Below are 19,427 nucleotides of genomic sequence, written 5' to 3' on the forward strand. Positions count from 1 at the left end.
TCGCTATCACCGGTTCGCCTCCGCGGCTGCACGCGGGGGCTCTTGAGCCGGCGTCGCCGGCGCGCACGCGCAACGGAAGGGTGAACGCATGGCCGAACGTCTGACAAAGGCGGGAGCCCGAAATGTCTTCTACGGCGGATCGATCTTCTTCTTCGCCATCTTCGTCGGGCTCACCGCCCATAGCCACTGGTTCATGCGGACGAAGTCCACCGACGAGACGACGCTGACGCCGGCCGTCGCACGCGGCAAGCATGTATGGGAGCGCAATTCCTGCATCAACTGCCACACGCTGCTCGGCGAAGGCGCCTATTTCGCGCCGGAGCTCGGCAATGTCTGGAAGCGCTATGGCGGCGACAAGGATCCGGCCGGCGCGCGCGAGGGCCTGAAGGCCTGGATGCAGGCCCAGCCCAGCGGCATCGAGGGCCGGCGCCAGATGCCGCAGTTCAACCTGACCGATCAGGAACTCCGGGATCTGGCCGATTTCCTCGAATGGACCAGCAAGATCAAGACCCAGAACTGGCCGCCCAACGATGCCGGCTGAGACCTCGCGACAGGAGAGAGCCATGCCAGGCTACAACACCTTGAGATACAAGACCCAGAGCGTCGCGATGCTCTATTTCTACGGCGCGCTCGCGCTGTTCGTCGCGCAAGTCACCTTCGGGCTGGTAGCGGGGCTGATCTATGTCCTGCCCAACACGCTTTCGGTCGTCCTGCCCTTCAACATCGTGCGGATGATCCACACCAACGCGCTGATTGTGTGGCTGCTGCTCGGCTTCATGGGCTCGACCTATTACCTGCTGCCGGAAGAGGCGCAGACCGAACTCTACAGCCCGAAGCTGGCCGTGGCGCAGTTCTGGATCTTCTTCATCGCCGCTGGCGTCACCGTCGTCGGTTATCTCTTCCATATCCATGAGGGTCGGGAGTTCCTGGAGCAGCCCTTCGCGATCAAGGTCGGCATCGTCCTCGTCGTGCTGATGTTCCTGTTCAACATCACCATGACCTCGCTGAAGGGCCGCAAGACCACGGTCACCAACATCCTGCTCTTCGGCCTCTGGGGGCTGGCGGTCTTCTTCCTCTTCGCCTTCTACAATCCGGCCAACCTCGCGCTCGACAAAATGTACTGGTGGTACGTCATCCATCTCTGGGTGGAAGGCGTGTGGGAGCTCATCATGGCCTCGGTCCTGGCCTTTCTGATGATCAAGCTCAACGGCGTCGATCGCGAGGTCGTGGAGAAGTGGCTCTACGTCATCGTGGGGCTCGCCCTGTTCTCCGGCATCCTCGGCACCGGCCACCATTATTACTGGATCGGCGCACCCGGATACTGGCAGTGGATCGGCTCGCTTTTCTCGACGCTGGAGGTCGCGCCCTTCTTCACCATGGTGATCTTCACTTTCCAGATGACCTGGAAGGCTGGGCGCAACCATCCCAACAAGGCCGCGCTGCTCTGGTCGATCGGCTGCTCGGTGATGGCCTTCTTCGGCGCCGGCGTCTGGGGCTTCCTGCACACGCTGTCCTCGGTGAACTACTACACCCACGGCACGCAGCTCACCGCCGCCCATGGCCACCTCGCCTTCTTCGGCGCCTATGTGATGCTGAATCTCGCCGTGATGGCCTATGCCATCCCCGAGCTAAAGGGTCGTGCGCCTTACAACCAGTGGCTCTCGATCGCGAGCTTCTGGCTGATGGTGACGGCGATGTCGGTGATGACCTTCGCGCTGACCTTCGCCGGCGTGGTCCAGGCCCATCTCCAGCGCGTGCTCGGCCAGAGCTTCATGGAAGTTCAGGATCAGATCGCCCTGTTCTACTGGATCCGGCTCGGCTCCGGCCTGGTGGTGGTGATCTCGGCGCTGATGTTCGTCTGGGCCGTGCTGGTGCCCGGCCGCGAGCGCAGCGCCGATCCGATCGCGCTGGCCCAGCCGGCGGAATGACGTCTCAGCCCGCCGGCCACCCGGCCGGCGGGCTTCCGTTCCCTTGCCCCACGGATTTTTGCGATGAACATGATTCCGCGCCCGCCGGTCCCGGCTCCCGCTTCCGTCGACATCCCGGCCTATACCGCTTCCGGCAACGAGCGCTTCCTGTTCGAGAAGGCCTGGGAGCGACGCCTGCCGCTGCTGCTGAAAGGGCCGACCGGCTCGGGCAAGACCCGCTTCGTCGCCCATATGGCGGCCAAGCTCGGGCTGCCCCTTTTCACGGTCGCCTGCCATGACGACCTCTCCGCCGCCGACCTCACCGGCCGCCACCTGCTCAAGGGCGGCGAGACCGTCTGGGTCGACGGGCCATTGACGCGGGCCGTGCGCGAGGGCGGGCTGTGCTATCTCGACGAGATCGTCGAAGCTCGCAAGGATGTCGCGGTAGTGCTGCATCCGCTAACCGACGACCGCCGCATCCTGCCGCTGGAACGCACCGGCGAGCTGCTGGCGGCGCCAGCCTCCTTCATGATCGCAGTCTCGTACAACCCCGGCTACCAGAACCTGCTCAAGAATCTGAAGCCCTCGACCCGCCAGCGCTTCGTCTCGATCAGCTTCGATTTCCTGCCGCGTGAGCAGGAGATCGCCGTCGTCGCGCAGGAAAGCGGGCTCGACGAAACCGCGGTCGCACCCCTGGTTGATCTCGCCCGGCGCCTGCGCACGCTGAAGGGGCAGGATATCGAGGAGGGCGTCTCGACGCGCCTTATCGTCTATGCCGCGAGCCTGATCGCGGCCGGCCTACCGCGGCAGGAGGCGGTGATGGCCGCGATCATCGAGCCGCTGACCGACGAGCCGGAGGTTCGCTCTGGGCTTGTCGAGGTCGCACGCGCCGTCCTCGGCTAGGAGCCAAGCGATGCTGGACTTCCTTGAGTTCGAAGAGGCCGTCGGCCGCTTTTGGCATAAGCTCGTCGGAGACACTTCGAGCCTGCCATATCACCCCCAAGCGGCAGTGAAGCTGGCGAGCATAGCGCCGACGCTCGCCGTCTGCTTCCGCGGTTTCGGCGGCGAACCCGGCGTCAGGATAGTCCCCGCCCGCGAGCGTGCCACCGGCCACCGGCTCAGGCTTCGCCAGCGCGTCGGGCTCGGAGAGGAAAGATTGGCACAGGCGTTGCGCACACCGGATAGTCTGCAGCTGCCCGCCGAGATCGCGATCTTCCCGCAGACCAGACTGAATCGCGACCTCTATCTCTGGCTCGCCGCCGCCATGGCAGCCGTCCGTCCCGCTTCCGTGACGCAGGCGGACCCTCTCCGCCGCGACCTCGCACTCATTGCCGCGGCGCGCGCGCTGGTCGCGACGGTCCTCAAGTCCTTTCCCGGGCTCGCGCCGGTATATCGCCGACTGGCAGACGCCCTGCTCGCCAGCCGGCGTCGCGAGGGCTTGCCAGCGACAGAGGCAAAGGTGGAAGCGTTGATCTGTGGGCTGTTGCGCGGCGAGGTGGTCGATTTGTCCCCGGCGAATTGGCAGGCTGCCGCCCCCGCGGGCTATCTGCCGGCGCTGGGCGTGCCGCTCTGGCCATTAGCGAGCGCCGCCGCTCCCGCCCGCATGCGCCGCCGCGACGAGGACCACCCGTTGCCGGCCTCGGCCAAGGCTGAGGAACAGATGAAGGCTTATGCCGCCAGCCGCGACGAGACGGCTGAGGATTGGCGCGAGCGCAGCCCGTTCATCCTCAACCGCTTTGAGAAGATCCTCGCAATGTCGGAGATGGTCGCCGTTGATCGCCCCTCCGATGACAGCGAGGAGCATGATCCCGAGGCCGCAGATGAACTCGATGACCTCGTTCTGAGCGAGCGCAAGGGCCGCCCGGCCTCGCGCTTCCGCTTCGATCTCGACCTGCCGCCGGAGGCGATGGATGAAACGTCCCTGGCGGGCGGGCTGACCTATCCGGAATGGGATTTCCGCAGCGCCTCCTATCGCGAAGACTATTGCAAGGTGATCGCGGCCACGGCCGCACAGGGACGCGAGCCGCCTGTGCACGACCCGGCGACGCGCGCGCTTGTACGCCAAGTCCGCCGTCGGTTCGAAGCCCTGCGTCCCTTGCGCGAGCCGCAGCGCGGCCAGATCGACAGCCCAGATCTCGACCTCGACGCGGTGGTCCGACGCCAGGCCGATCTCGCCGCCGGCGGTCCCGGCAGCGACCGCATCCATCTCGCCAGCCGGCCACAGGCGCATGACCTCGCCGTGACGACGCTGATGGATGTCTCGCTCTCGACAGATTCCTGGTTCGACGATCTGCGCGTGCTCGATGTCGAGAAGCAGGCACTCACCGTCTTCGCCCATGGGCTGGCCGCCTGCGGTGACCGCCACGAGATACTGACGTTCACCTCGCGCCGGCGCGACTGGGTCCGGATCGAGACGCTGAAGCGCTTCGACGAGGCGATGGGGCCGGCGGTGGAGGCGCGCATCGCTGCACTGAAGCCGGGCTACTATACCCGCATCGGCACCGCGATCCGCCATGCTGCGGCGGGGCTCAAGGTCAGGCCCGATCGGCGCAAGCTCCTGCTCGTCCTCACCGATGGCAAGCCCAACGACATCGATCATTACGAGGGCCGTTTCGCCATGGAGGACACGCGCATGGCGGTGATCGAGGCGCGCCGCGCCGGCATCTGCGTCTTTGCGGTGACCGTCGACCGGGAGTCACGCGCCTATATCCCGCACCTCTTCGGCCGCAACGGCCATGCCGTGGTCTCCCGGCTCGACCGCCTACCCGCTGCCCTGCCGGCGATCTATCGCGCGCTGGCGACTTAAGGACGCCGATCATGACTGAAGCTCAAATGGGTCTCGTCGTTGCGACGCCCGCGATCATCGTGATGGCCCTGCTGTTCTACCGAATGGGCGTGCTGCAAAAAGGCGGGCTCGCCACGGCGGTGCTCGCTTCGCTCGCTATCGCCGTCGTCCTCTATCTCGAACAGTGATGGGCCAATTGTAGGTTCTTTGAGCCTCGACAAATTGCCAGGAGCTCGGGCCGGTTAGGTTCGATGCCACCCCGCTTTGGGGCCGCATCGGAGCCGGAAAACATGACCACCCTGCCTCTTGAACCGCTGGACGTGCGCACCATTCCGCCGGTTGTGCGCCACGCCACGATCTTCGGTATCCTGGAGCGTCTGGCGCCGGGCGATGCTTTCAGTATCGTCAACGACCATGATCCGGCGCCCCTGCGCCGCCAAATGGAAGCGCGGTATCCCGGCGCTTACTCCTGGGACTATGTCGTGCAGGGCCCCGAAATCTGGCAGGTCGAGATCGGCTGCAACGAAGCCGGTGCGGAGGAGGCTCAAGAGCATGCCGCCGACTGCGGCGGCCATGGCGAAGGCCATTCCTGCACCTGCGGCCACTGAGCCGCCCCGACCGGGAGACTGAAGCCATGCCGATGGCATCGCTGTCCCGCTGGACGATGAGCTACTTCGCGGCCGCGCTTGCTTTCCTCCTCGCGGCCGAGGCTCTCGCCATCGCCGGCGTGGGCTATCCGGCGGCGGGCATGGGCGACCCTGGGACGCTCATCCTCGTCCATATCGTGGTGATCGGCTTCCTCAGCCTCGCCATGGCGGGGGCACTGCTCCAATTTGTGCCGGTGCTGGTCTCCCGGCCGCTCGTCTTCCCACAGTTCGCGTTGCCTGCTCTTATCGCATTAGTCGCGGGGCTGCTTCTGCTCGGCGTCGGCTTTGCGATACTCGCCGGCTGGATCGATGGCCCGCCGGACGTTCTGCCGCTGGCGGCCGCGAGCCTGCTGACGGGCTTTGGCCTCCTCGGGCTGATGCTGGTGGCGACGCTGCTGAGTGCGCGGCCTGTCACGCTGTTCGCCTCTTTCGTGCTGGCTGGTCTGGCCTGCCTCGCCGGCACGGCCTTGAGCGGTTCCGCCTTCGCCGCGATCCTGGCTGGCCGAGGGGGTCGGCTCGCCGAGCTAGCGCTACTGCCGGGCGGCTTGCCATTTCACGCTGTGCTTGGTCTTGGGGGCTGGCTCGGGCTCATCGCCTTCGGCGTCAGCTACCGGCTCTTCGTCATGTTCATGATGGCGCCTGAACCGCCGGCTCACCGTGTACGGCTGGTGCTGTTGTCCGGAGGCTTCGGGCTCGGCGTCGCCTTTGCCGGCCTGGTCGCGCCCTTCGTCGGCTTCGAGCCTGGCATTGGATGCGCCATGGCTGCCCTTACGGCACTCGCCATAGCGAGCGCCTTCTACGGCCGAGACATTCTCTCGCTCTATCGAGCGCGCCGGCGCAAGGCGCTCGAAATCAACATGCTCGCCAGCATCCCTGCCTATGCCTCGCTCGGCCTCGGCATCGCTCTGCTGCCGATTGCCGTTGCCAGAGGCGCCGCAGAAGGCATCGTCGCGGGACTGGCCTTCCTCCTGGCGTTCGGCTGGCTAGGCGGCTTGACGCTCGCTCAGCTCGTGAAGATCGTCTCATTTATGACTTGGCTCGAAACCTATGCGCCCCGGCTGGGGCGTGGCCCAGCGCCGCGCGTCGGCGACCTCGTCGCCATCAGGCGCACGGGCTGGTGGTTCGCGCTCTATTTTGGCGGGGTCGCGCTGGGAACCATCGTCCTATGTACCGGAATGGCTTCCGGCTTCCGCTGGACCATGCTTCCCTGTTTCCTGGGAACGGCAGGGATTACCGCAGAACTCGTCCGCGTGCGCCGCTTGTCCCAGATTAACGCCAACGCCCGGCCGCCTACGCATGAACGCCCATGGCTGCTGATTGCACGCATCGGCTAAAGGAGACCGCCTCATGTCGACCACGCAAACGCCGCTTGCCCGCGAGCTTGACGTCCGTCCGATGCTGCGGGCCGGCGAGGAGCCGTTCCAGGCGATCATGGAAGCCGTCAGTGCTTTAACGCCAGGTCAAGCTCTCCGCCTGATCGCTCCGTTCCGGCCGGTGCCGCTTTTCTCGGTGATGGCCAATCGCGGCTTCGCCGCCAGCGACCGCGACCTCGGCAGCGGCGACTGGGAGGTGGTGTTCTCCCCCGTCGAGACACCGGACGAGAGCGAGGGTCTTGCTATCGGCAGCTCTCTTTCGGCGGTGTTCTGGGGTGAGCCCGTGATGGAACTGGACCTCATCGATCTCGAACCGCCCGAGCCGATGGTGCGTATCCTCGAGACTCTCGAAAGTCTGCAACCGGGCGACGTCCTGTTCGCGTTGCTCGCTCGTGAGCCGGTGTTCCTCTTTCCGGAGCTAGCCAAGCGCCAGCACGAATGGGCCGGCAATTTCGACGCTTCTGGCACGGCCTACCGTCTACTTGTGCGCCATGGCGGCGGGAGCTCGCACCGATGAGCGCCAACCTGGAACGCCTCGTCGAGATCGCGTTGCGTGACGTGCTCGACCCCGAGACGGGCCGCAGCGTGGTCGACCTCGGCCTAATCTATGCGATCGCAGCAGCCCCTGGCGGCTCAGTCGCGATCACCATGACGACGACCACGCGCGGGTGTCCTTTGGCCGGCTTCTTGAAGGAAGCTGTCACCATGGCTGCGGGAGCGGTGGAAGGCGTCAGGGGCGTCGCTGTGACGCTCACCTACGAGCCCGCTTGGGTGCCTGCTATGATTGCCGCTGAATGATCGCGGATTACGAAATCGTCGAAGATGTTGTGCTGCAACAAAGAGTGATTTTCCCAGTCTCCTAAAGTCTTCACGACCGGATGAACTACGGTCGTTGGCAAGGAGACCAGCCATGGGCGAAGAGCTCAATCTGACCCGCCGCAGCATCCTGGCGGGAGCGGCGGCCGCCGGGGCATTCGTCCAGGCAGCTTCCGCGCCGGCGCAGGCGCAGGCCGTGATGACCAAGGCCACCGCCGCCGATATCGCCAAGCTGCCGCGGGTGAAGCCGAAGCTGGTCGATCCCCCCTTCGTGCAGATGCATGAGCAGATCGCGACCGGCGGCCCGAAGGTCGTCGAGTTCGAAATGACGATTCACGAGAAGAAGATCGTCCTCGACGATGCCGGCACGGAAACCTTCGCCTTTACCTTCAATGGCACCGTTCCTGGCCCGCTGATGGTGGTTCACGAGGGCGACTATGTCGAGCTGACGCTGATCAACGCCGAAACTAACGAGCTTCTGCATAATATCGACTTCCATTCGTCGACGGGTGCCCTCGGCGGCGGAGCACTGACTGAAGTCAATCCCGGCGAGCGCGTCGTGCTACGCTTCAAGGCCACGCGGCCGGGCGTCTTCGTCTATCACTGCGCACCTCCCGGCATGGTGCCCTGGCACGTCACCTCCGGCATGAACGGCGCCATCATGGTGCTCCCGCGCGACGGGCTGAAGGACGGCCAGGGCAAGGCTCTGAAATACGACAAGGTCTATTATGTCGGTGAGCAGGACTTCTATGTGCCGCGCGACGAGAACGGGAACTTCAAGCGCTACGCCAGCCCCGGCGAAGCCTATGAGGACGTTCTGAAGACTATGCGGACGCTGACCCCGAGCCATGTCGTCTTCAACGGCAAGGTCGGCGGTCTGACCGGCAAGAACGCCATGACTGCGAAGGTGGGCGAGACCGTGCTGATCGTGCACTCGCAGGCCAACCGCGACACGCGGCCCCATCTGATCGGCGGCCATGGTGACTATGTCTGGGCCACCGGCAAGTTCCGCAATGCGCCGGAGCGCGACCTTGAGACCTGGTTCATCCCCGGCGGCTGCGCGGGTGCAGCGCTCTACACCTTCCTGCAGCCGGGCATCTACGCGTATGTCAACCACAACCTGATCGAGGCCTTCGAGCTGGGCGCCGCCGGACATTTCAAGGTCGAGGGCGAGTGGAACGACGACCTGATGAAGCAGGTGCGGGGACCGGCCGGCATCTGACCATTCCCAGCCTCCCCGCCAGCCGGCGTGGAGGCTCTTTCCCCGACAGGGATTCCAACCATGGCCACCACGCTGCGTCTATCGCTGCCGGGGCTGACGACTTCGCTCGGCCTCATGTTTATGGCAAGCGCCGCCGCTCTGCTGCTCGCCTTGCCCGTGCATCGCAATGCGCCGACGTTTCCGTTGCCGCAGACGGCGGTCGTGCCGCCCACGACGCTGCTGCACCGCCTCGACGGTGAGTACAGCCGCGCCGGCCGCCCGGTCGATGCGCCGCGTGTCGCGATCGAGATCCGCGAGCCTCTGGAGATCATGCGATATCAGGTAAGCGCTGCCGACTACGCGCGCTGTAGCGCGGCCGGTGCCTGCAAGCGGCTCGACACCCCGCCGCCACGCGGCGACCTGGCTGTGACCGGCGTCAGCCATGCGGATGCCTCCGACTACGCCCACTGGCTGTCGCAGGAAACCGGAGCGGTCTGGCGTCTGCCCACGGATCGCGAATGGGCGCAGGCCGCCGGTTCGCGCTTCGTCGACGATGCGCGCGGCTTGAGCGGTGGCGAGATCAATCCGGCATTGCGCTGGCTTGCCGATTATGAGCGCGAGGCCAACCGCAAGGCCGCCAGCAATCCTGCCCCCCGTCCCGTCGGCAGTTTCGGCGCCAACGAGCACGGCGTCTACGACATCGCCGGAAATGTCTGGGAATGGACGCAGACCTGCCTGCGTCGCGTTGCTCAAGACGCCGCAGGCCGCACGACCGGCGAAAGCAGCAATTGCGGCATCTATATCGTCGAGGGCCAACATCGCGCTCCGATAACTTTCTTCATGCGCAATCCGAAAGCAGGTGGCTGCTCGGTCGCCACCCCACCCGACAATCTCGGCTTCCGGCTGGTGCGTGAGCGGAGTTGGCGCGATCGGTTGCCGGCGAGCATCAATCGGCTGCTGCCAACATGAACGTTGGCGTCGACCGCCGCAGCCTTACCGGCGCCCAACCGGCATCCGGAGGCGGCATGGAGCTTCTGCTCTGGATTCTCGTCTGGAGCGAACTCGTAGTCTTCGGCGCGCTGCTGGGCGCCTTCTTGCTCCTCAGCGCGCTCGATCCGTTGTCCCGGGCGACGCTGCACCGAGCTCTAGATCCCACTCTCGCCGGCCTCGCGACTGCTGTGCTGCTGTGCAGTGGTTTCTTCGCAGCATGTGCAGCCTTTGGCCGCCATCCGCGTCGTAACCTGATTGCGGCCGGTCTTGGTGGCTTTGCGTTTTGCGGACTGAAGATCGTAGCTTTCACTGACGAATTGCCGGCGCTCAGCGAGATGGAAGGACGGCTCGCAGAGCTCTATCCGCTCATCGTCGGCTTCCATTTCGCGCACGTGCTGTTCGTCGCCGGCTTGCTACTGCTCGTCGCCTGGCGGGCAGTGCCGCGCCACGTCGCCGCCGTCGCGACCGTCTGGCATCTGATCGACCTGGTTTGGTTGCTGATCCTCCCCGTCATCTATTTGGGTTGAAATGCTGTTTTCACGCGCATTGCCGCTTCCCACCGTGCTAGTCGCACTGTTCGCCGCATCGGGCTTGAGCCTGTTTGCTGCCAGCCATCTTCCGGCCGGACTGCGCGGACCCACCATTGCGGTGCTCTGCCTGGCGAAGGTGGTGTTAGTGGTGCTGGGCTTCATGCGGCTACAGCGAGAAAGCCGCGCGTTGGCCGGAGCGCTCATCGGCTATGCCGCCCTCATTTGCCTGCTGGCCGGCGCCAGGATTGCGTTGGCCGGGGTATCGTGACGCACTTGAACGGCAACTGCGATTGGGGTCTTATCCTGCGTCTGTCGATATAGAAAACGCACGCCGACCCATTCCAAGCCGGACCCAGGAAGACAACATCGTGGCAATGGATCGGAGCGTGCTTCGCGATATCCCGCTCTTCGCAGCCATGACTGATACCCAGCTCGATCGGATGACCGCGCAGGCGAACGGGCGCCGGATCCCTCAGGGCGAGGCAGTCTTCGAGCAGGGAGGACCGGCCAAGGCTTTCTATCTGCTGTTGCACGGGCGGCTCAAAGTGACTCAGGTCACGCGCGATGGCCAACAGATCATTGTACGGGTCGTCCATCCTGGCGACCTATTCGGCTTTACTCGCGCACTCGGCCGCAGCGACTATCCGGGCACGGCGACAGCCGCGGTCGATAGCCTCGTTGCAGCCTGGCCGACCGAGTCGTGGGACGACTTCGTAGAAGAAAACCCGCATCTCGCCATGAGCGCGATCCGGACTATCGGCCAGCGCCTAGACGAGGCCCATACTCGCATCCGCGAGATGTCGACGGAGGAAGTTGAGCGTCGCGTTGCTCACGCTGTGCTGCGGCTGATCGAGCAGGCAGGAACACGCGACGCGGCCGGGATGCGTATTGATTTCCCAATCTCGCGGCGCGACATCGCGGAGATGACCGGGACGACACTGCATACAGTCTCGCGCATCCTCAGCGCGTGGGAGTCGCGGGGACTGGTCGAAGGCGGCCGCCAAAAGCTGGTAGTCTGCGATGCCGCAGCACTGAAGCGGCTGGCTGAGAACGTATAATAGCGGCAGTGTCTCAATGAGGCCGAACGCCTCCCAGATCGCATAGCCGAGACCCTAGAACGATCTCGACGCAATCGGCAGGGCTTTCGGCCGGTTGGGCAACAGCGGCAACCTGCATGCCGTCATGCTGCGGCAGAAGCGCCAGAGCCTGCTGGGCGCAGCAGATCCAGCGCACAGGCTGATACGCGAGCTGCGGACGCTGTAGGCCCGATGACCAGAATGGATCTCGCTCCGGCGATCGTCAGCCTGAAAGGTGACGACGTGAGAGACTGGAAGATTGGCTCCAAGACCCGAGAGGCGTCTCGCAAACCGTCCGGTTTCAACGGGAAGCGGGATGAGCGCGGTCAATGGGAGTCAAATTAGGCTCCCTGGTTTCGTCGAGGCGAGCCGGCAAGTTGATGGGATTCGCACGCTGCTGGGACGAGAGCGTTCTCCAGGCCAACGCATTGCGGGCAGAAGCGCGGCGACAACCGAACCGGCAAGCGTCGCTTATCGTCTTCCGGGAGGACTGTACTCAGGTGCCGCCTCGTCTTCGTAGTCGGAGTCGGGCTCCAAGATAGTGCTCTGTGACAATCGCTTGCCGCTGCGGATCGAGACGACGTGAATTTCCTGTTCGGTCACTTCGTAGTCCATCAGATAGTCCCCGACGACGAGGCGTCTCATACCATCAACCGGAAGATCGTCGGATTCGAACCCCATCTGCGTGAACGCACTTAGATTCAGGCGCGCTTTGGCTATATGGGCGGTGAATTCCTTGGCTGCGGCGGTGCTGCGCGCCTTCAAGTATCGGGTCTCTTCACGGATATAGGTTCGTGCGCGCTCGGAAAGCCGAACCTTCATCAAGCGGCCCTGCCATCGGCGATCGCCTCGATCTCCTTCAGGACATCATCCATGTCGTATGATTGCCCTGCCTCGATTTGTCGCCGACCCTCGATAGCCGCAAGGACGTCGCGGCCTTCCGCGGCGATATACCGCTTTAGGGCTCGGACCATCACCCAGCTTCTGGTTCGGTCGAGTGCCTCGGCGACCTGCTCGATCTCACGCAAGATATCCACTGGTAACCGCAGGGTGATCGGATCGCTTAGCTCGGGCTTGGACACGCTCGTTCTCCTCGTGAGATTACGGTGTATTACAAATGACCGATCTCCGTGTCAAGGCTGTTCCGGTGGTTGATCCGCTTCGAGCCTGGTGCGACCTAATTAAGCCCGTGGTGCGGCGGTACGAAATGCCCGCGACCAACTCGTCCCGCGACGGAGTTAGCGAGACAGCCTGCTCTCGATGGCTTCCCGCACAATCGTTGCTAAGCTTCTCAGCTTGATCTCTCGGCTACGAACCAACTTCATCGGAGCCGGCATCTTGTTTGAGACCGGTCGGCATGCGCTGGAGCCGATGACCGATCAACCAATTTCAAAATTCGATATTTGTTGCCAACGGGGCAAACCCACATCGCAGCCGCCTTCGCTTAGTCCGAGGTAGCCCCCGTCGAGCAGCTCATTTGCTGGTTCTGATGCAGCATCAGACTAGGGACCGGGGATACTCATGCGCCGCGGCTCGATCAGCTTGGCTGAGCGGGCGCCTTCGCGCCAAGGCGCCGCCCCGTCAGTACTTGCCAGTAGGCTGCCGTGAAGGTCAAGAATCCCAGTGACCAGCCAAGCCCGGCGATGTGGAGCAGCGCGACTTGACCATGGCCCAGCGCCGAGCAGATCCGCGCTACGGTGCCGATGATGACCAGCACGTAGCAAAGCTGGGTCGCGGTCGTGGCGACAAGCGGTCGGCTCGTATGGCCGAGGCTGGCGCGTGACATCACGGCGAGCGTCATGATGCCGAAGGCGCCGGCGGTCCAGGCATGAAGGCCGGCGGCGGGCGCCAGCATACCGGCGGCCGCCGCCGCTGTCAGCGCAAAGCCCAGTGGCACAAACAGATATCCTACGTGCAGAATGACGAGCAGGGGGTTGCGCCAGGTGCGATCACCGGCCCAACGGGCCAGCCTGAACAGATGAAGACAGGCCGCGGCCGCCAGGGCCACGCCGGTTGCGCGAGCGTCGGGCAGAGCCACCCAGAGGGCAAGGACGATAGCGCTCGCCGCCAGAACTAACTTGTCGTAGAGCCCGAACGGAATTGGCATGCGCCCCTGCCGCCGCTGCGCCAGCCAGTTGCGCGTGAAGCTTGGCACGATGCGCCCCGCGACCAGGGCGACGAGCAGGAGCACGACGGCGATAGCGAAGCGACGGGAGAAGTCGGCGCCGCCCGCCAGCCGGGCCTCCAAATGGAATGCCAGGTTGGCCGTCAGCAGTAACCCAATCAAAACGACGACCTTGAGATTGCGCCAGTTGCGCCCCGCCACGATCTCACGTCCCGCGGAGGCGGCGAGCAGGAGAAGGAAGAGCGCATCAATACACATGGCCAGGCGCCAACCTATCACGGCCGATAGCGCGACCGCGATGCGGCCTGCGAGCCAGGCAACGACGAGGACCAAAAGCGGCTTGCCCTGAACGGGTAGGCGGCCGGTCCAGTTGGGGATCGCCGTCAGCAGGAAGCCGCCGATCGCGGCAGCCTGATAACCGAACAGCATCTCATGGATATGCCAGTCCACGGGAGCAAACGCCGTCGGTATCGCGATATGGCCAGTGACGACCAGCAGCCAGACCAGGATCGTGAGCCCCGCTTGGAGAGCCGCGAGAAGAAAGAAAGGCCGGAAGCCATAGGACAACAAAGCGGGTCCCTCATAGGCGCGCAACCTCGGTATCGGTGCCATCAGATTTGTCCCTTCCGGCCGGTTGACCGGCCGGCTCGATCTCCGAATACACAAGGCTGATGCGCCTTGGCGGCGGCCACGCTGACGGCACTTAAAATTGATCTGCTCGTCCACGACGACCAGGCCATCACGCCTGTGTCCTGTGGCTCGCGGCACCGCAACAGTAGCGAGCTAGGGCCGGTGGCAAGTTGCGGAAACGCAAATTCGATGATCGGAAGAGGACGTCTGCGTGGGATCAGAGCTCGCGCAAGGCGGCTGCACCCGCTTCTGCGCTGCTTGCGATCTCGATGAAGAGAAGTGCCAATTCCTCAAAAACGCTCCGATCGTTCTCGACTTCGCTCAATGCATCGAGTTCCGACAGGAACACCAGCAGCGCGGAAATCCGCTCCTTGTGATCCCGTGCAGTTGTGAGTTGCCGACGCCATTCACGCCGACGTTCGAGTTGGTCAAAGCGATCAAGCGCGCCGTCCAGCGTCTCGCGACAAGTGCAATCGAGCTCCTCGGGTCGCAGCACTCGTCGGAGCCGACCGATCAGTTCGCTCGCCGATGTCGGCGGAGCATTGCGCGTACCGCTATTCTGCCCGCCAGCCATGACCTGATCCTTCCGCGTTCAAACCGGGTTCGCTGCATTGCGTCTAAATTTGCGCTGCCACACGAACGTGGCCAGGACACCCATGCAGGAAGCCATTGGCCAGCGGCACGTCAGGATAGACCGCTCCAAGAAGCCTTTCGGCTTCTTCCGGGTCGAGGCGCTCGTCTGCGACATCGCGGAACAGCCGCGCGACCGCGACCATGTCGCAATCCTGCGGCGACAGCCTCAGCGAGTCGACGCCTGCCCCGCGCAGCGCCGGAATGTCCCGCAGCAGGCTGGCCGAGGTATGCGAGAGGGTCTGCACGCCGTTGACCGAGAGGAAGCCGGCGCCGTCGAGCGTTTCAACTGGCATGCCGTCGGGGTCCTGCTCGCAGACGAAACGGCAATTGTCCTTGGTTAGCTTGTGGGCGCGAGCATGATAGCAACGCGCCGAGATCGCGAGCGGCACCTTGCCGAAAGCAAAGACCTCAATGGCAAGCTGGGGCAATGCGGTGGCGATGGTCTTGACTGCTGACAGTGGCAGCTCCGGCGGCAGGCAGATGCGTGTCGCTCCTCGCCGAGCCAGAAAGCCCGCTGTGCCTTCATTATAGACGTTGACGAAGGGGCCGGCTGCAAAGGGCCGCTCGCCAAGGGAGGCAAGGCAGGTCAGATCGTTGATCTCGACCTCGGCCTCCTCGGCTTGCATCAGTTCGCGGGTCTGGCGACGCTCGCGCGGAAGCGAAACCAGAATCAGTGAAGCATGCAGTACCCGCTTGCCGGCCGCTTCGAGGCGCTCGACCACAGCAGGAAGGTAGTCCTGCTTGAAGGAAGTGCGCTTCGAACAGACCGCCTCGCCGACCACCACGGTGTCCACCGGTGCTTCATCCGCGATCCGGTAATGGAAATCGCGCCAGCGCTCCGGCGCCCAATGATAGAGGACCGGCCCCAGGGTGAGCTGCATTTTTGGTAATCCCTCCGTCGATCCCGGGCACTATCGCCAGGTCTTGCGATAGGCGCCGACCGTGCTCGCCTGTCCTTCCGCCAAGGCGGCGAGGCCGGCTCCGGCGGCGCTACGGCCCTCATCAAGTGCAGCGAGAATTTTACGGAAGGAGCGCACGACACCGGCGATGTAGGCGCGGCCGCGCTGGCGACCCTCGATCTTTAGTGCTGTCACGCCAGCGTCCCGCAAGGCTGGCAGCAGCGTGGCAGCATCGAGGCTCACCGGTTCCTCGAAAATATAGCCGGAGCTCTTCGGCGTGGCGAAGCGGCCCTTGCACAAGGTCGGATAGCCGGCCGGCTCGTTCTTCCCGAATCTATTGATGGTGATCCCACCAAGCGTCGAGACGATGTGTCCGTCGCGCTCGGCATAGGCGACATGGCTGGCCGGAGAGCAGACCCCATTCATGTTCGGTGACTGGCCGGTGGCGTAGGACGAGAGCGAACAGCGCCCCTCCTCCATCACGCACAGGCCGCCGAAGACGAAAACCTCAGTCTCGCAGCTGCTCTCGCGCGCGATCACGGCGATCTCCGGGACGCTGAGCACGCGCGGCAGCACGACGCGGCGCGCACCGAAGCTTTCGGCATAGAAGCGGATCGCGTCGGGATTGGCCGCCCCCGCCTGCACCGAGACGTGCAGCCTCTGATCGGGGTGACGGCGGGCGGCATAGTCGAGCGTCGCGAGGTCGGCCAGGATCAGGGCATCGGCCCCGGCCGCGGCAGCGTCGTCGATCGCCGACTGCCAGAGCCCAAAGGAGCCTGCCCGCGCGAAGGTGTTGATCGCGACCAGCACCCTGGCACCATGGCGATGCGCGAAGGCGATGCCCTTGCGCAACTCCTCGCGCGAAAAATTGAGGCCGGGGAAATTGCGGGCGTTGGTCTCGTCACGGAATCCGCAATAGACGGCGTCCGCTCCCGCCTCCACCGCCGCTTCGAGACTCGCCGGCGTCCCGGCCGGGCAGATCAGCTCCACGCCGGATCCTCCGATACACCGGGTCGCGCACGCATCCGCTCGCGCATGACATCCGCCAGACGCGCACCGACAGGCCCGAGACCACCGAACAGGAGCGCACCAAAATCGATGCGAGCATCGTCGATGGCATTGCGCAGGGCGAGCGCAGCGGCCACATCCCCCTCCACCCAGAGCACCCGCGAGAAGAACAGGGCATCTGCGTCGAGCGTCCCTTCCGCCATGCCGATCAGCCCCGCCAACGGACCGCGGATGCTGGCATCGAGCCCGGCCGGCAATTCGCGGAGGGCGCGCGCCAGCGGGCGGCGCGGCTTCGGCTCAAGCACGAAGGCGAAGGGCAGATCGGTCGGATCGATGCCGAAGCGCTTCTGGGCATGCTCGCCTAGGCGATCGTAAAGATCGGGATGGGAGCGGCCGATGCGGTCGAGCAGCAGAGCCAATGCCGGCTGCAGCGGCGCAAGCGGCAAGGGCGCGACCGCCCGCGCCAGCCATGGTGGCAACCGCGGTGTCACCGCATGCAATCGTGTCTCTTCCGGCCTCGGCATTGCTTACCTCCTGCGCCGGAGACTAGGGCGGAAGCTGATGCGCTCGTTGTTCCGGCGCAAAGACGTCCGCGAATGAAGCGGGCGATGTTCCGGCAACCGGAGCCCTTGCCTTTGCCGATCCGAGACCTGCCCCATTTTCGCGACCTCAGCGCCTTCCTCGCCCATCTCGATGGCGCCGGTCAGCTCCGGCGGATCTCGGAGCCGGTCAGGGTGGCGCACGAGATCACCGAGATTCATCGCCGCGTCATTGCCGAAAGCGGGCCTGCACTGTTGTTCGAGCGCCCGGTACAGCCGGACGGAACGGTTTCGCATGTACCGCTGCTGACCAATCTCTTCGGCACGGTGGAGCGCGTGGCGTGGGGTCTAGGGGTTGAAAAGCGCAACCTGCCGGCGCTCGGCCGCATCCTTGCCGACCTACGTGAACCCAAACCGCCGCGCGATCTCTCCGAAGCCTGGAAGGCACTGCCGTTGGCGCGCGCGGCCTTGTCGATGCGCCCTCGTATCTGCAAGCGTGCGCCGGTGCAGGAGCTGGTCTTCCGAGGCGAGGCCATCGACTTGGCGGCGTTGCCGATCCAGCTCTGCTGGCCCGGCGAGCCGGCGCCACTCATCACCTGGCCGCTGGTACTGACCGTGCCGCCCGATTCCTCACCACAGGACGAGAGCAATCTCGGCGTCTATCGGATGCAGGTGCTCGGCCGCGATCGCGCGATTCTGCGCTGGCTCGCCCATCGCGGTGGCGCACGCCACCATGGGCAATGGCGCCGGCTCGGCCGCGAGATGCCGATTGCCGTCGTCATCGGCGCCGACCCGGCGACGATCCTCTCCGCCGTCCTCCCCTTGCCGGAGACGATTCCGGAGTTGCGCTTCTCCGGCCTGCTGCGCGGCGAGCGACCGGCGCTCGTCCCATGCGTCAGCATTCCATTGTTGGTGCCGGCTGAGGCCGAGATCGTGATCGAAGGGTTGGTCTCGCCGGATGAGACGGCGCCGGAAGGGCCCTATGGCGACCACACCGGCTATTACAACGCAGTCGAGCCCTTCCCGGTGATGAAGGTCACGGCGGTGACGATGCGGCGGGCGCCACTCTATCTCTCGACCTTCACCGGCCGGGCGCCGGACGAGCCCTCACGCATCGGCGAGGCGCTTAATACCCTGTTCCTGCCGCTGCTGCAGCAGCAGTTTCCCGAAGTGATTGATGTCTGGCTGCCGCCAGAGGCCTGCTCCTACCGGATCGCCGTCGTCGCCATCGCCAAGCGCTATCCGGGACAGGCGCGCCGACTCATGCTCGGCCTATGGTCGCTGCTGCCGCAGTTCAGCTACACCAAGCTCGTCATCGTCGTGGACGCCGACATCGATCCGCGCGACTGGACGCAGGTAATGTGGGCCGTCGCGACCCGCACCGATGCGAGCCGCGATCTCCTCACCCTCACCGACACGCCGATCGACTATCTCGATTTCGCCTCGCCGAAGCCTGGGCTGGGCGGCAAGCTGGGCATCGACGCCACCAACAAGCTCGCTCCCGAGACTGAGCGCGAATGGGGCCGGCCGATGGCCATGGATCCGGCTGTCAGTGCTCGGGTCGACGCGCTCTGGCCCTCGCTCGGGCTGGCGCCAGCCTCCGGAGTTCCGCGATGAGCCGGCCGATGCGCATCGTCGTCGGCATTAGCGGCGCTTCGGGTGCGGCGATCGGGCTTCGGGTGCTGGAGCGGCTGTCCGAGACTCGTCAGGTCGAGACGCATCTCGTCATCTCCCCGGCGGCGGAACGCACGCTTGCAGCGGAGATCGATCCGGACGCCCCGGCACGCGCACGGGCGCTGGCCTCCCATTGCCACGATCACCGCGATATCGGCGCTAGCATCGCCAGCGGCTCCTTTCGTACCGCCGGCATGATCGTCGCTCCGTGCTCGATGCGCAGCCTCAGCGCCATCGCCTACGGTCAGCTCGGGGATCTGCTGGCACGCGCAGCAGACGTTCAGCTCAAGGAGCGGCGGAGGCTCGTGCTGGTGGTCAGGGAGAGCCCGCTGCATCTCGGCCATCTGCGCGCCATGGCGCAGGTCACGGAATACGGCGCAATCATCGCGCCGCCCGTGCCTGCCTTCTATCTGAAGCCGCGCGACATCGCAGATATCGTCGATCAGATCGCGCTACGCGCCATCGGACTGCTTGACCTCGACCTCGAGGCGTTACCGATCATCGAGTGGCAGAGCGTTCAAGTGTGACGACCACGAATGGCTGGGCTGCCTGCGCGAGCCAGCCCTTTCGAAGCTTCTTCGTCCTGGCCGCAGG

At 64.9% G+C, this 19,427-nt stretch carries 23 protein-coding genes; 16 read left to right on the top strand and 7 right to left on the bottom strand.

Features of this window, described 5'->3' with window-relative positions; translation table 11 throughout:
• Nucleotides 1–88: 88 nt before the first annotated feature.
• From AC1DDA_RS24320 to AC1DDA_RS24385, 14 genes are all read left to right on the top strand, one after another.
• Nucleotides 89–541: a c-type cytochrome gene (locus tag AC1DDA_RS24320; protein WP_377843938.1), complete on the top strand. Its 453-nt coding sequence runs from the start codon at nucleotides 89–91 to the stop codon at nucleotides 539–541.
• A 40-nt stretch (nucleotides 542–581) separates the two neighbouring features.
• Nucleotides 582–1,928: a cbb3-type cytochrome c oxidase subunit I gene (locus AC1DDA_RS24325; RefSeq protein WP_476797770.1), complete on the top strand. Its 1,347-nt coding sequence runs from the start codon at nucleotides 582–584 to the stop codon at nucleotides 1,926–1,928.
• Nucleotides 1,929–1,991: 63 nt separating this feature from the next.
• Nucleotides 1,992–2,810: an AAA family ATPase gene (locus AC1DDA_RS24330; protein ID WP_476797737.1), complete on the top strand. Its 819-nt coding sequence runs from the start codon at nucleotides 1,992–1,994 to the stop codon at nucleotides 2,808–2,810.
• 10 nt (nucleotides 2,811–2,820) lie between these two features.
• Nucleotides 2,821–4,713 carry a nitric oxide reductase activation protein NorD gene (locus AC1DDA_RS24335; RefSeq protein WP_476797738.1) on the top strand — a complete coding sequence of 631 codons (1,893 nt, stop codon included), beginning with the start codon at nucleotides 2,821–2,823 and terminating at the stop codon, nucleotides 4,711–4,713.
• An 11-nt stretch (nucleotides 4,714–4,724) separates the two neighbouring features.
• Complete coding sequence (locus tag AC1DDA_RS24340; protein WP_476797739.1) at nucleotides 4,725–4,880, top strand: hypothetical protein; 156 nt, start codon at nucleotides 4,725–4,727, stop codon at nucleotides 4,878–4,880.
• A gap of 102 nt (nucleotides 4,881–4,982) precedes the next feature.
• Entirely contained in the window at nucleotides 4,983–5,300 is a 318-nt protein-coding gene (locus AC1DDA_RS24345) for a DUF2249 domain-containing protein (RefSeq protein WP_476797740.1), read from the top strand.
• Between the two features lie 26 nt (nucleotides 5,301–5,326).
• Nucleotides 5,327–6,673, top strand: coding sequence for a hypothetical protein (locus AC1DDA_RS24350; protein WP_476797741.1), 1,347 nt, complete (start codon nucleotides 5,327–5,329; stop codon nucleotides 6,671–6,673).
• A gap of 13 nt (nucleotides 6,674–6,686) precedes the next feature.
• Complete coding sequence (locus AC1DDA_RS24355) at nucleotides 6,687–7,229, top strand: DUF2249 domain-containing protein (RefSeq protein ID WP_476797742.1); 543 nt, start codon at nucleotides 6,687–6,689, stop codon at nucleotides 7,227–7,229.
• Complete coding sequence (locus AC1DDA_RS24360; RefSeq protein WP_476797743.1) at nucleotides 7,226–7,510, top strand: metal-sulfur cluster assembly factor; 285 nt, start codon at nucleotides 7,226–7,228, stop codon at nucleotides 7,508–7,510. The genes AC1DDA_RS24355 and AC1DDA_RS24360 overlap by 4 nt, the downstream gene beginning before the upstream one ends.
• Nucleotides 7,511–7,622: 112 nt before the next feature.
• A complete protein-coding gene (gene nirK / locus AC1DDA_RS24365; protein WP_476797744.1) occupies nucleotides 7,623–8,750 on the top strand; it encodes a copper-containing nitrite reductase in 1,128 nt (375 codons plus the stop codon).
• A 60-nt stretch (nucleotides 8,751–8,810) separates the two neighbouring features.
• Nucleotides 8,811–9,698 carry an SUMF1/EgtB/PvdO family nonheme iron enzyme gene (locus AC1DDA_RS24370; RefSeq protein ID WP_476797745.1) on the top strand — a complete coding sequence of 296 codons (888 nt, stop codon included), beginning with the start codon at nucleotides 8,811–8,813 and terminating at the stop codon, nucleotides 9,696–9,698.
• On the top strand, nucleotides 9,695–10,246 hold the full coding sequence (locus AC1DDA_RS24375) for a cytochrome c oxidase subunit 3 family protein (RefSeq protein WP_476797746.1): 552 nt from the start codon (nucleotides 9,695–9,697) through the stop codon (nucleotides 10,244–10,246). Before AC1DDA_RS24370 ends, AC1DDA_RS24375 begins: the two co-directional genes overlap by 4 nt.
• Before the next feature lies 1 nt (nucleotide 10,247).
• Complete coding sequence (locus AC1DDA_RS24380) at nucleotides 10,248–10,517, top strand: cytochrome C oxidase subunit IV family protein (protein WP_476797747.1); 270 nt, start codon at nucleotides 10,248–10,250, stop codon at nucleotides 10,515–10,517.
• A 100-nt stretch (nucleotides 10,518–10,617) separates the two neighbouring features.
• Nucleotides 10,618–11,307: a Crp/Fnr family transcriptional regulator gene (locus tag AC1DDA_RS24385; protein WP_476797748.1), complete on the top strand. Its 690-nt coding sequence runs from the start codon at nucleotides 10,618–10,620 to the stop codon at nucleotides 11,305–11,307.
• A 489-nt stretch (nucleotides 11,308–11,796) separates the two neighbouring features.
• Here the strand turns inward: AC1DDA_RS24385 and AC1DDA_RS24390 are convergent, their stop codons facing one another.
• The 7 genes from AC1DDA_RS24390 to ubiT all read right to left on the bottom strand — a co-directional run bounded on the left by AC1DDA_RS24390 (nucleotide 11,797) and on the right by ubiT (nucleotide 17,144).
• Nucleotides 11,797–12,147, bottom strand: coding sequence for a type II toxin-antitoxin system RelE/ParE family toxin (locus AC1DDA_RS24390; protein WP_476797749.1), 351 nt, complete (start codon nucleotides 12,145–12,147; stop codon nucleotides 11,797–11,799).
• Entirely contained in the window at nucleotides 12,147–12,407 is a 261-nt protein-coding gene (locus AC1DDA_RS24395) for a CopG family ribbon-helix-helix protein (protein WP_476797750.1), read from the bottom strand. Before AC1DDA_RS24395 ends, AC1DDA_RS24390 begins: the two co-directional genes overlap by 1 nt.
• 455 nt (nucleotides 12,408–12,862) lie before the next feature.
• Nucleotides 12,863–14,062, bottom strand: a complete 1,200-nt coding sequence (locus AC1DDA_RS24400) for an NnrS family protein (RefSeq protein WP_476797751.1) — start codon at nucleotides 14,060–14,062, stop codon at nucleotides 12,863–12,865.
• 235 nt (nucleotides 14,063–14,297) lie between these two features.
• Nucleotides 14,298–14,654 carry a hypothetical protein gene (locus tag AC1DDA_RS24405; protein ID WP_476797752.1) on the bottom strand — a complete coding sequence of 119 codons (357 nt, stop codon included), beginning with the start codon at nucleotides 14,652–14,654 and terminating at the stop codon, nucleotides 14,298–14,300.
• A gap of 43 nt (nucleotides 14,655–14,697) precedes the next feature.
• On the bottom strand, nucleotides 14,698–15,594 hold the full coding sequence (ubiV, locus tag AC1DDA_RS24410) for a ubiquinone anaerobic biosynthesis protein UbiV (RefSeq protein WP_476797753.1): 897 nt from the start codon (nucleotides 15,592–15,594) through the stop codon (nucleotides 14,698–14,700).
• 30 nt (nucleotides 15,595–15,624) lie between these two features.
• Nucleotides 15,625–16,602, bottom strand: a complete 978-nt coding sequence (ubiU, locus tag AC1DDA_RS24415; RefSeq protein ID WP_476797754.1) for a ubiquinone anaerobic biosynthesis protein UbiU — start codon at nucleotides 16,600–16,602, stop codon at nucleotides 15,625–15,627.
• Nucleotides 16,593–17,144: a ubiquinone anaerobic biosynthesis accessory factor UbiT gene (ubiT, locus tag AC1DDA_RS24420; RefSeq protein ID WP_476797755.1), complete on the bottom strand. Its 552-nt coding sequence runs from the start codon at nucleotides 17,142–17,144 to the stop codon at nucleotides 16,593–16,595. The genes ubiU and ubiT overlap by 10 nt, the downstream gene beginning before the upstream one ends.
• A gap of 84 nt (nucleotides 17,145–17,228) precedes the next feature.
• On the opposite strand from ubiT, the gene AC1DDA_RS24425 reads away from it, so the two are divergent.
• Both AC1DDA_RS24425 and AC1DDA_RS24430 read left to right on the top strand, forming a co-directional pair.
• A complete protein-coding gene (locus AC1DDA_RS24425) occupies nucleotides 17,229–18,776 on the top strand; it encodes a UbiD family decarboxylase (protein WP_476797756.1) in 1,548 nt (515 codons plus the stop codon).
• A complete protein-coding gene (locus AC1DDA_RS24430; protein WP_476797757.1) occupies nucleotides 18,773–19,360 on the top strand; it encodes a UbiX family flavin prenyltransferase in 588 nt (195 codons plus the stop codon). The genes AC1DDA_RS24425 and AC1DDA_RS24430 overlap by 4 nt, the downstream gene beginning before the upstream one ends.
• Nucleotides 19,361–19,427 lie beyond the last annotated feature (67 nt).

Source organism: Allobosea sp. 10N428 (assembly GCF_056394545.1).

Bases quoted from the DNA above. Each gene is read 5' to 3' on its own strand.
- AC1DDA_RS24345 (WP_476797740.1), top strand. From the start codon at position 4,983: ATGACCACCCTGCCTCTTGAACCGCTGGACGTGCGCACCATTCCGCCG.
- AC1DDA_RS24380 (WP_476797747.1), top strand. From the start codon at position 10,248: ATGCTGTTTTCACGCGCATTGCCGCTTCCCACCGTGCTAGTCGCACTG.
- AC1DDA_RS24390 (WP_476797749.1), bottom strand. From the start codon at position 12,147: ATGAAGGTTCGGCTTTCCGAGCGCGCACGAACCTATATCCGTGAAGAG.
- AC1DDA_RS24355 (WP_476797742.1), top strand. From the start codon at position 6,687: ATGTCGACCACGCAAACGCCGCTTGCCCGCGAGCTTGACGTCCGTCCG.
- AC1DDA_RS24405 (WP_476797752.1), bottom strand. From the start codon at position 14,654: ATGGCTGGCGGGCAGAATAGCGGTACGCGCAATGCTCCGCCGACATCG.
- AC1DDA_RS24375 (WP_476797746.1), top strand. From the start codon at position 9,695: ATGAACGTTGGCGTCGACCGCCGCAGCCTTACCGGCGCCCAACCGGCA.
- AC1DDA_RS24350 (WP_476797741.1), top strand. From the start codon at position 5,327: ATGCCGATGGCATCGCTGTCCCGCTGGACGATGAGCTACTTCGCGGCC.
- AC1DDA_RS24360 (WP_476797743.1), top strand. From the start codon at position 7,226: ATGAGCGCCAACCTGGAACGCCTCGTCGAGATCGCGTTGCGTGACGTG.
- AC1DDA_RS24430 (WP_476797757.1), top strand. From the start codon at position 18,773: ATGAGCCGGCCGATGCGCATCGTCGTCGGCATTAGCGGCGCTTCGGGT.
- AC1DDA_RS24400 (WP_476797751.1), bottom strand. From the start codon at position 14,062: ATGGCACCGATACCGAGGTTGCGCGCCTATGAGGGACCCGCTTTGTTG.
- AC1DDA_RS24320 (WP_377843938.1), top strand. From the start codon at position 89: ATGGCCGAACGTCTGACAAAGGCGGGAGCCCGAAATGTCTTCTACGGC.
- AC1DDA_RS24330 (WP_476797737.1), top strand. From the start codon at position 1,992: ATGAACATGATTCCGCGCCCGCCGGTCCCGGCTCCCGCTTCCGTCGAC.
- AC1DDA_RS24370 (WP_476797745.1), top strand. From the start codon at position 8,811: ATGGCCACCACGCTGCGTCTATCGCTGCCGGGGCTGACGACTTCGCTC.
- ubiT (WP_476797755.1), bottom strand. From the start codon at position 17,144: ATGCCGAGGCCGGAAGAGACACGATTGCATGCGGTGACACCGCGGTTG.
- AC1DDA_RS24340 (WP_476797739.1), top strand. From the start codon at position 4,725: ATGACTGAAGCTCAAATGGGTCTCGTCGTTGCGACGCCCGCGATCATC.
- AC1DDA_RS24335 (WP_476797738.1), top strand. From the start codon at position 2,821: ATGCTGGACTTCCTTGAGTTCGAAGAGGCCGTCGGCCGCTTTTGGCAT.
- ubiV (WP_476797753.1), bottom strand. From the start codon at position 15,594: ATGCAGCTCACCCTGGGGCCGGTCCTCTATCATTGGGCGCCGGAGCGC.
- nirK (WP_476797744.1), top strand. From the start codon at position 7,623: ATGGGCGAAGAGCTCAATCTGACCCGCCGCAGCATCCTGGCGGGAGCG.
- AC1DDA_RS24425 (WP_476797756.1), top strand. From the start codon at position 17,229: ATGTTCCGGCAACCGGAGCCCTTGCCTTTGCCGATCCGAGACCTGCCC.